Origin of the sequence: Sphingomonas sp. 37zxx (assembly GCF_000786205.1) — a bacterium.
In the GTDB taxonomy this organism is placed as follows: domain Bacteria; phylum Pseudomonadota; class Alphaproteobacteria; order Sphingomonadales; family Sphingomonadaceae; genus Sphingomonas.
This window is the reverse complement of the sequence record NZ_JROH01000076.1, coordinates 1-9,043: the sequence shown is the minus strand read 5'-3', so window position 1 is coordinate 9,043 and position 9,043 is coordinate 1. Positions and strand designations below refer to the sequence as shown.

The 9,043-nt window shown below is 58.8% G+C and carries 7 protein-coding genes; all 7 read right to left on the bottom strand.

The window, feature by feature from the left end; genetic code table 11:
• Positions 1 to 313: 313 nt before the first annotated feature.
• Positions 314 to 1,228, bottom strand: coding sequence for a hypothetical protein (locus QU44_RS16330; protein WP_156141244.1), 915 nt, complete (start codon positions 1,226 to 1,228; stop codon positions 314 to 316).
• Positions 1,229 to 1,548: 320 nt separating this feature from the next.
• A complete protein-coding gene (locus QU44_RS16325) occupies positions 1,549 to 3,765 on the bottom strand; it encodes a GumC family protein (RefSeq protein ID WP_033923476.1) in 2,217 nt (738 codons plus the stop codon).
• Positions 3,766 to 3,773: 8 nt separating this feature from the next.
• Positions 3,774 to 4,541 carry a polysaccharide biosynthesis/export family protein gene (locus QU44_RS16320; RefSeq protein ID WP_231621787.1) on the bottom strand — a complete coding sequence of 256 codons (768 nt, stop codon included), beginning with the start codon at positions 4,539 to 4,541 and terminating at the stop codon, positions 3,774 to 3,776.
• A 1-nt stretch (position 4,542) separates the two neighbouring features.
• On the bottom strand, positions 4,543 to 5,691 hold the full coding sequence (locus QU44_RS16315) for an O-antigen ligase family protein (protein WP_197054363.1): 1,149 nt from the start codon (positions 5,689 to 5,691) through the stop codon (positions 4,543 to 4,545).
• A gap of 280 nt (positions 5,692 to 5,971) precedes the next feature.
• Complete coding sequence (locus tag QU44_RS16310) at positions 5,972 to 7,138, bottom strand: N-acetyl sugar amidotransferase (RefSeq protein ID WP_033923474.1); 1,167 nt, start codon at positions 7,136 to 7,138, stop codon at positions 5,972 to 5,974.
• 156 nt (positions 7,139 to 7,294) lie between these two features.
• Positions 7,295 to 8,023 (bottom strand): acylneuraminate cytidylyltransferase family protein, encoded by a 729-nt coding sequence (locus tag QU44_RS16305; protein ID WP_033923473.1) that lies wholly within the window; start codon positions 8,021 to 8,023, stop codon positions 7,295 to 7,297.
• Positions 8,020 to 8,811, bottom strand: coding sequence for a glycosyltransferase family 2 protein (locus QU44_RS16300; RefSeq protein ID WP_033923472.1), 792 nt, complete (start codon positions 8,809 to 8,811; stop codon positions 8,020 to 8,022). The genes QU44_RS16305 and QU44_RS16300 overlap by 4 nt, the downstream gene beginning before the upstream one ends.
• Between the last annotated feature and the right edge of the window lie 232 nt (positions 8,812 to 9,043).

Genomic DNA, 9,043 nt, shown 5'->3' with positions numbered 1-9,043 from the left:
GACCGGTTGATCGGCAATGCGCGCCAGGACGGTTAGCGTCCCGGCGGCCTGCCAACGGCACGACCTTGATCGCTTGCAACCTTGAATGGTGAGGTGGCGTTTGCTTGAGGATCGTAATAGCGATCGATGCGGTTGCGGATTCGCGACTGGACGCGGTTCTGGATTCGGTTGTCGTTCCGTTTCAACGGTGTGGTGTCGAGCCTGCTACCCACTGCACTGGCCGCTGGGCGGCTGTCCTGTGCCATCGCAGGAACCGTTGATAAGGCGATCCAGAGTATCGCATAACTCATCACATCGGGTATCGACCGTCCCGTCATCGGCGCATCGGCCCGAGCTGCACTTGATCTATCTGTCCGGCCACACCCTCTACCGCATCCGATGGACGAGCGATGAGGGCCAGCGTCTGCACGGGGCAGCCAAGGGGTACGACGAACTTGCCTGCAAACAGGCCGTTGGCATCGGCGGAGTTCGGCATGACTACGCGCCCCAATTCGCGGCCATCCTCACAAGCCAATGACCAATAGGGACGAGAATCCGACGATTGGTCAATGCCCGTACCACGTCCGATCAGGCCATATTTACCCGGCGGTAGCATCTGCATTTGCCGAAGCATCACGCCTCCCGTACCGCTGGATACTGCGAAGTCGAAGACGCCACCCCGGTCGCCGCGTTGGAGCGAGGTTATGATACGGGTATCGCTTGTTGGCACCCAGTCAAACGACGACGGCACTTTCGGGTTGGCTAAAAAACGAGGGTCACGCGACCTAGACCGGTCTGCGTCGGGGTGAATCAGCCCATAATAGGACCATGCCGCATCGGTAAAGCCGCGTGCGATTAGTGCATTAGTCGCGCTCACCCGGGCCTCCTCGAAAACGGGAACACCGATCCGGTGCAGCTCTGCAAACAAGCCTACGGTGACCCGTGGATCAAGATCGCTTCTGGCGAGATAGCTAATGAAGGCGTCGCTCCAGCTGGGCCTGTCGGCAAGCATTTTGATCGTCGCTGCTCGCACCGCCGGATCGGCGAGCGCCGACGCCAACACCGGAAATAGCAAATCAGGCGCGGTGCGCGATACCCGCAGGGCAGTGTCGTAATGTTTCAGCGCCCCCGGGATATCGCCGCGCGCAACGGCATCCTCGATGCTCCAGAGCTGGGTCGAAAGATCGCGGCGCGATAGGATGCGCGAATAGGCGAATAATCTTCGGGCGGCTGGCAGATCGGCGCGCATCTGCGCATCCAACCCCAGCGTCGACACTGCCGATATCGCAGTTGGATCCTGCCTTAGCGCCAGACGCGCCAAGTTGATGGGCCGCCGGGTCGATTGCCCTGACGCCGCCTCGGCTATGAAGCGATTGTTCGCCAGCGAAGCAGTTAATTGGCCATCGCCCGGTGCCAGAACATGGGCGCGTTCCGGGGCGGCGGTCTGAATAATCTGTGCCAGGGTTTGTGAAACGCTTATGCTGCCAGCGACAAAAGTAAATACCGCCGCTATCCCACGAATTACCCAAGATCTCTTGGATCGCGGCGCAGGCGAGCCACCCCGAGGCATCAGCCGAGCGTCGCTTTCCCGGCGTCTTCGCGACCGTAGCCGTAGCCATATTCGTAACCATAGCCGAGATGTCCTTTGCGCGCCTCGAACTTAGTCAACACGCCGCCAAATATCCGCGCATTGGCAGTACGCAGGCGTGCAAGTGCGGTCTGAACCATGCTTGAGCGGATACCGTGTGACTCCACCGCATAGATGATGCCCTCGACACGGCTTGCAATTAGCGGCGCATCGGCAAGCCCCATCACCGGCGGGGAATCGATCACCACATGGTCATATTGTTCCAGCAGTCGCGCAATCAGAAGCGATAGTCGGTTGCCGGTCAGCAGCTCGGCGGCGTTTGGAGGAATAGGTCCGGCCGACATCGCTGTAAAGCCGAGATCTGTCATCTCGAAGGTCAGCGCTTCGATATTGTCCTGCCCCGCCAGGAAGTTGCTAAGGCCATGATCGTGACCAACGCCGCCTAACTCGTGGATCGATGGCGAACGCATGTCGCCATCGACCAGAATGACCCGACGATGTGCCCGTGCAAGTGTCGTGGCGAGTGCCAGCGCTGTCGTCGATTTGCCCTCGGCCGGGCGCGTCGAAGTGACTGCAAACGAGCGCGGCACCCCATGTTCGGTGGAGAAAGCAAGGTTGGTCTGCACCGCCAAATATGCGTCAAATAAGTCGGACTTGCGATCAAGCAGTGCCTCTTTGGGTGTGCCGCCCGTAACTTTGGGTACCGATCCCAGCAGCGGCATTCCCAATCGGCGTTCCACTTCTGCGGGATCAGCAATGGCCTCGTCGATCTGTTCCAGTGCCAGCGCGGCAATAACGCCGAGCCCGACACCGACTATCAACGCAATTACCAAATTGATGAACAGCCTTGGACTCGACGGCTTTTGGGGCACGTCGGCAGGATCGACGATAGAGATGTTATTGACGCCAACACCGCCTGCGACGCCGATTTCTTTGAAGCGCTGAAGCAGCCCGTCATAGAGTACACGGTTGGTGTCCACCTCTTGCTGATAGATGTTATATTGTATACTACGGCGGCGTAAATCGAGATAGCTAGTTTTGAGCTGGTCAACCTTGACCTGTAGCGCACGCTCACGATCCTGTGCCTGACGATAATCCGCTTCAATCGAGCCAGATACGCGGCTTTCCTCTCGTCCGATGCTACGATCTAGCTGGTCGAGTTGTGACTTAACTGCCTTCGCAGCAGGATATTCAGGCTCGAACTGGGTCATGAGCCGCTGATATTCGGCCGCAAGCTCTGCGCGCCGCTGCCGCAGGCTGTTGATCGCTTGGTTGCCCAAGGCTTCAGTCGAAGCACCGCCGCGACCTGCCTGTTGGTAACGAGCTTCGGCCTGAATTCGTTCGGCCACCGCCTGCCCAAGTGCCGCATTAAGAGCGGCGAGATCGTCGGCGACGATCGAGCGTTCCGACGTCGTCTTGCCATCGATCGATTGTGCCGGCAGATTGATGATCCGCTCAGCCGAAGCGTATCCGACCAATTGGCGCTGTGACTGGTCCAGCTTAACCTTGAGTTGAGACAATTGCTGCTGGAGGAGGTTGCGGCCGTAGGAGGTCGCCTGCACCTTGCGCTCCAGATTGGTCTGGATGAAATTATCCGCCCAGGTGTTGGCGATTTTAGTAGAAAGGGCGGGATCGGGCGTGGTTACGCTAATTTCAACTAGCCGTGACATCCGTGTTGGCGTGACGCCAAGATGCGCGCGCAGCACTTCACCAGCCACGCGCTGCCGTGTTGTCCGACCCGAGGCTGGGTAGCGGTCGCCGACGAGTTGGAATGCAGGGTCGTTGCGTGACACGTCGAACTGTTCGAAGAATGCGGGATCGTCGACCAGACGCAATTGCATCGCGACCCGCTCTGAAAGTGATCGCGACTTTAGCAGCCCATATTGGGTCTGGTAAAATTCCTGATCAGAAACGCTCGCATCGCGTTCAACACCCTGCAGGTCGGTGACCTTGTTCGATTCGCGCGCGATCTCTACGGTCGTGACCGCAGTGTACATTGGGGTCATTAGCAACGTTGCGATCAGGCCGATCAGGGTGCAGGCGGCCGTGATGCCCAAGATCACGTAGCGCCAGCGCATGGCCACCCGCAGATACTGCCGGATCAGCGATGAGTGATTGGCGTCAACGGTATGCGGATCGGCAAGGGTGCCAACGGCATTCGACATGCCGCCAAGCGGGTTCGATGTAACGAGGTTCATGACGGACCTTATTGCAGGACAGCGATAAGCGGTGCTGCGAGAAGCGGGGCGAGTGACACCACGTTGCGGAACAGTCGACGCTGCGGGGAGTCACCTACAACAATCACGTCATTGGCGTAGACCGACGGATCGTCATAGGCCCCCCGCCGGATAGCGTCGACGTTGTAGAGTCCTGCCATCCGTCGCCCGTCGACGGTACGCAAGATGATGACATCGTTTTCCCGCGCGAACTCCGAAAAGCCCTTGGCGGATGCGATTGCGCGCAGCAGCGTCATTTGGTTGGTTACCGGGTACAACCCCGGCTCGACGACTTGGCCGTCGATCGTCACCACTTGGCTAACAGAGCTCTTGATGTTGACAGTAACTTCCGGGTTGCGGACATAACGTCCGCGCAGCGACGCCTCGATCGCGCGCGCCAGTTCGTCGGCGGTCTTGCCGCGCGCATCAATCGTACCGGCCAGCGGCATCGAGATGCGTCCACTGGCATCGACCTGCATTTCGCGGCTGAGATCCGGCACATTGAAGACGTCGACCTGAATCGTGTCGAGCGGGCCGATTAGTGACGGACGATCGGCAACGGTGAGGTCGCCGCGGCTTGGTGCGGGCAATAGTGCGCTGTCCGGTATAACCGTGAGCCTGCTGGTCGACTGTAGCGGCTGCCTCCCACCGCATCCCGACAGCGCGATCGCAAGAAAGACGAGCAAGTATGTTTTACGCATACGCGTGATGAGTTCCGGACTGACGGGAAAAGCACGGCGGCTATAGACGCTCGCCATTCTAGGGTAAAGCGCGCTCGTCTCGACCTTCCCGAACCCCCGCAAGCCATGTCGCAGCGATTACGATCGTCGCCATGATAATAGGCGTGCGGGCAGGGTAATCGGACAGGCTGGCAATGACGATCAGCAGCAGCATCGTAGAGCCGAGCCTGGCTGACATAAGGTCTCCGCGGCCCCACCAGGCGCGCAGGCTCATGGCGATCCACCACGCCAATGCTACCAACAGTAGCGTAAGACCGGGCAGGCCAGCGGTAAGCACGATTTCAAAGAGGTCGTTATGCGCATGGTTGAAATAGGTCGGCTTTAATAACGCGAACGGCTCATGTAGCCGGAACAGGGGATCAAAACCGCCCGCCCCGATCCCGAACGGGAAATAGGTCCATATCATAGCCAATACCGTGGGCAGGGTGCGTGCTCGCAAATCTTGCTTGGCATCGATGGCAAAAATGCGTTGAATCGACACTGCGCGATCCGCAGCGACGCTAAGCAAGATCACGACCGTGACCAATACAATGACGGCGACGATGACGGTCGGAAATACCCAGCGCGGCCGGTTCACCAGCAGTCGACGGATGTTACGCTGTACCATCGCTAGCCCCAGCACGATCCCTATGGTGCCAAGCACTAGGCCTGCACGCGAGCCACTTGCCAAGATAGTGAGGATGAACAGCAGGACCATGCCCAGTGCGGCGGTACCGCGCCATCCCGTCAAGTGCCCGTTCCGGAAAGCGCAAACCGGTGCCAATAAGCAACCAAGCGCCGCCGACAACGCGAAATGATTGCGGTTCGCCAGCATGCCGCTGACTTCGCCGAGTCTTTCGTTGATGAGCGGATTGTCGAATCGCACCCCCGATGCCTGCAGTGCTGCGACAAGGGCAGATGTCCCAATTAGTCCGAGCATGATGGCGGGTAACCAGGCTTTCTCGGCTGGCTTCAATCCAAGGATCAGCCAAAGCGTCACGACCGGTACAATCAGGGATCCGGCAGCGTTGATTGCGGCGCTTGGGACGATCGCCAGGGGGCGCCACGGCTGCGGTTCGCCACTCAACGCTACGGCTTGTGCAAATACGGCGCGTCCGGGCAGCGCCTGCCAGATCGCAGGCGGCAGCGGGACCAGTTGGAACAGGGTCAACAACGTGGTGGCCGCCACCAGCAGGACGACCGGCCTTGCCGTACCCGGCACCGGCGCAGGGCCAAACAGGATGGCCGTGATTAGCGCAACCCAGGCTGCAACTCGTACTATTACCTGTCCCGGCACATCGGCGCGGGAGCTTCCCCCCGCTAGCCACAGGCACGCCAAGAAAATGCACAGAAGGACGAAACACAGGCTAGGCCGAAGGATGGGCCGATCAATATGGTTGCCCGTCAGTGAGCGGGAGCGGAAAGATGGCTTCATGACGCTTCGGCTACTGCCATGGAGGAAAAGCGCCTCAGCGCTTTTCCGGCCCTAGTGGCACGTTGCTCATGTCAGTGCTGTCCCACTGATCGAAATCCGGCATCGTCGGACCAGACTCGACCTGTGTTGGGTCGAACCGCCACGGGTGAACTTCCTGCGGCTTCAGGATATCGTAGTACTCCTGTTCGGTCATCTTCAGGTTTTCCAAAAACCAGTCCATCGAGGCCGGGCGCTTACCGTCATATTGCTGTTCGACCGTTTCAGCTTCCTCCCGGGTCTTACGACCGTTACGAATGTCGATCGATAGCAAATGGTTGGCGCGCCCGTAGCCGCGCTTTACGAATTTTGAATAGTCGCGCATTCCTTGGAACTTGCACTCTATTTTCTCATAATCATATTCGGGCGGCACACCCTCAACTTGCTGCCCCTTCCAGCCCAATTTGTCCTTGATAAGCCGGACGTTCGCCTGGGTATCCCATTCGATATAGTTGCCAAGGCAGATTGAGCGAACCTTGAGCCGGATCAGGTCTTTGCGTTTGGGATAGTCGAACATCCATAGGTCGCGCCGTTCCACGCGACCCTGCAGGAACTCGAACATGTCGTCGGCGGTGATGCCCTGGTTCATCAAGCGGTTGAAGCGCTTTTCGTCGACCTCTTCCATCTCCTCGTAAGTGTACCAGCTATGATATTCGGCGGTGCTCTCACCCCAGAACAGCAGTGGCGTCTCGAAACGCACCGCCATCTGCATAACGCCGGCATAAATGCCGGTGTGACAGTGCCAGCAGAAATCGCCACGCCGCTTGAACGCTTCTAGCATCGTTTCGCGTACGACATGCCAGTTTGGAGTGAATTCAACTACGTCGCAGCCAAGCTGTTTGAAAACCGAAGTGTTGTTCTCTTCAACCAATGGCCGATAGCCCCAGTGATTAAAGCGTACAACCAGTGGCTTCAGCTTAAGAACCTTGATGATGTAATAGAGCTGAAAAACCGAATCCTTGCCGCCTGAATAAGGGACAATGCAGTCATAAAGCCCTTTGTTCTTGTATTCGTCTATCAGCTCCTGGAGCGCGCGCCCGCGCGCATCCCAGTCAATTCTATCCTTCTTGAACTCGATCTGACGGCAAACGCTACATACGCCGTCTTCATCGAAAGTAATCGTGTCCACCGTTTCCGGCGTCAGACACCGCACGCATTTACGCATTTAGAATCCTCGCGTTGCTTGCTGTCACACCTGCCGGTCCGGCACCCGGCTGACTGCGCTTCAACGGGTCAATAGACGTTGAAGGCTTCGAAAGTCCATCGCATCCCGCAGCGACGCTGGTCGTGTCAGGGTCTTCATCGACCGGCCTGCCTCGGATTAGTCGTTCCTAGCCGCGTTGCGATGCATCATCAGTGCTTCGATACAAAGAAAATCGACTAGTTCGTCGATCTCCAGCGCCTTGAACCGGTCGGTGACGTAGCCGAGCGTACGGGCATGGGCGAAGCCGCGCTCGCGTCTGAGTGCCTGCACCGTCGAGATATAAAGTGTCCCATCGAGCGCGAACACTGGCTCCAAATCCTGACGTCGGGGTAGCCCACCGAACGTCTCAGCTAGCAGCGGCCGGATGGTGCCCGCCTCGTCGCGTCGGACCGCGAAGGCCGGATGTGAAGCCTCAAGCGGTGCCACGCCGACGATCGCATCGGCTAGATCGCTGGCCGCGACGAGCTGCTTCAGCGCCGCATCGACATCCGCTGCCTCGGTCAGCGGCGAAGTCGGCTCGAGCAGCACGACGTAATCGTATATTTCGCCACTGATTGCCAGCGTATCGAGCGCATGCAGGATGAAGCCGATCGACGGCGCGGTATCGCTGGCGAGTTCAGCTGGACGTAGGAACGGCACCTCCGCACCATGCGCCGCGGCGATCGCGGCATAACCGGCGTCGTCGGTCGAAACGATTATGCGGTCGACATGGGTCGAGCCGCGTGCGGCCGTGATCGGCCAGGCGAGCAACGGCTTGCCGTGGAGAAGCCGCACGTTTTTGCCGGGCAGACCTTTTGACCCTGCCCGTGCGGGCACGATCGCCAGCACGCGGCGCCCCGCGATCATGCGCGCCAGCTGGTAGCGGGCAAGCGCACGGATCTGCCGTCGACTCGCTGCCTCGTCCGGCTCGCGAGCTTGCGTAGGAAAAAGCCCACTCGCGAGCAAGTTACGCCGTGTCTTTCTCGTGCGGCGAGAATCTCGTCGTTCTGGCGGCGGATATCAGCCAACCCCCCGCCAGTTGCTCCCCCGGTCCGCATCCGCACCATAATCTCGGGAAGATAGACCGTCTTCAGTGCGCCGTCCCTGAAGATGCGCAGCAGAAACTCGTAGTCGGCTGCAAGGCGATAGCTGAGGTCAAACCCCCCCATCCGCTCGTATACTGATCGGCGCAGGTACACCGTTGGATGCGCGGGAATGAACCCCTGTCTCAACGACCGAGGGGTAATAGCCCCTGACCGCCAGAGTCGAACGACGCGATCTGGATCCGCCTGATCGACATAGACTAGATCGCCATAAACCGCGTCGGTTTGCGGATCGGCAAACGCATCGAGGACATGTTCAACGACGCGATCGTGGGCATAGAAATCGTCAGAATTGATGAATCCGATGACTTCACCGCCCGCCCGCGCTATACCCTTGTTGCAAGCATCATAAAAGCCCTTGTCCGGTTCTGACACGACGAGCAGTCCGCTTGTACCTTCGCGACGAACAATATTGAGGGTGGCATCCTTGGACCCGCCATCCATCACCAGATGCTCGATCGGCTGACACGTCTGCGCCGCGACCGAACGCATCGTGTCGGCGATGGTGGCTGCGCTATTATAGGTCGTCGTGATGAGGCTGAGTGTCGTCACATCGGATCGCCATCGTGCAAAGGGAAAGTCGTACCATCGGTACAGTTTGAGAAATCAGCCGATTGTAGCGCACTACGAACACATGTTCATATCACGCGCGCAACCGTCGGTGTTGGCGGCAGCCATTGGCCGAACCCGCCAAGAAAATCAAACGTGATGTCCCTCCCTGTTTTTCATTCGGTTTGAGCGAGAGTTTTTCCGCCCTTTAGCAGGCTGCTGAAAAATCCCACGG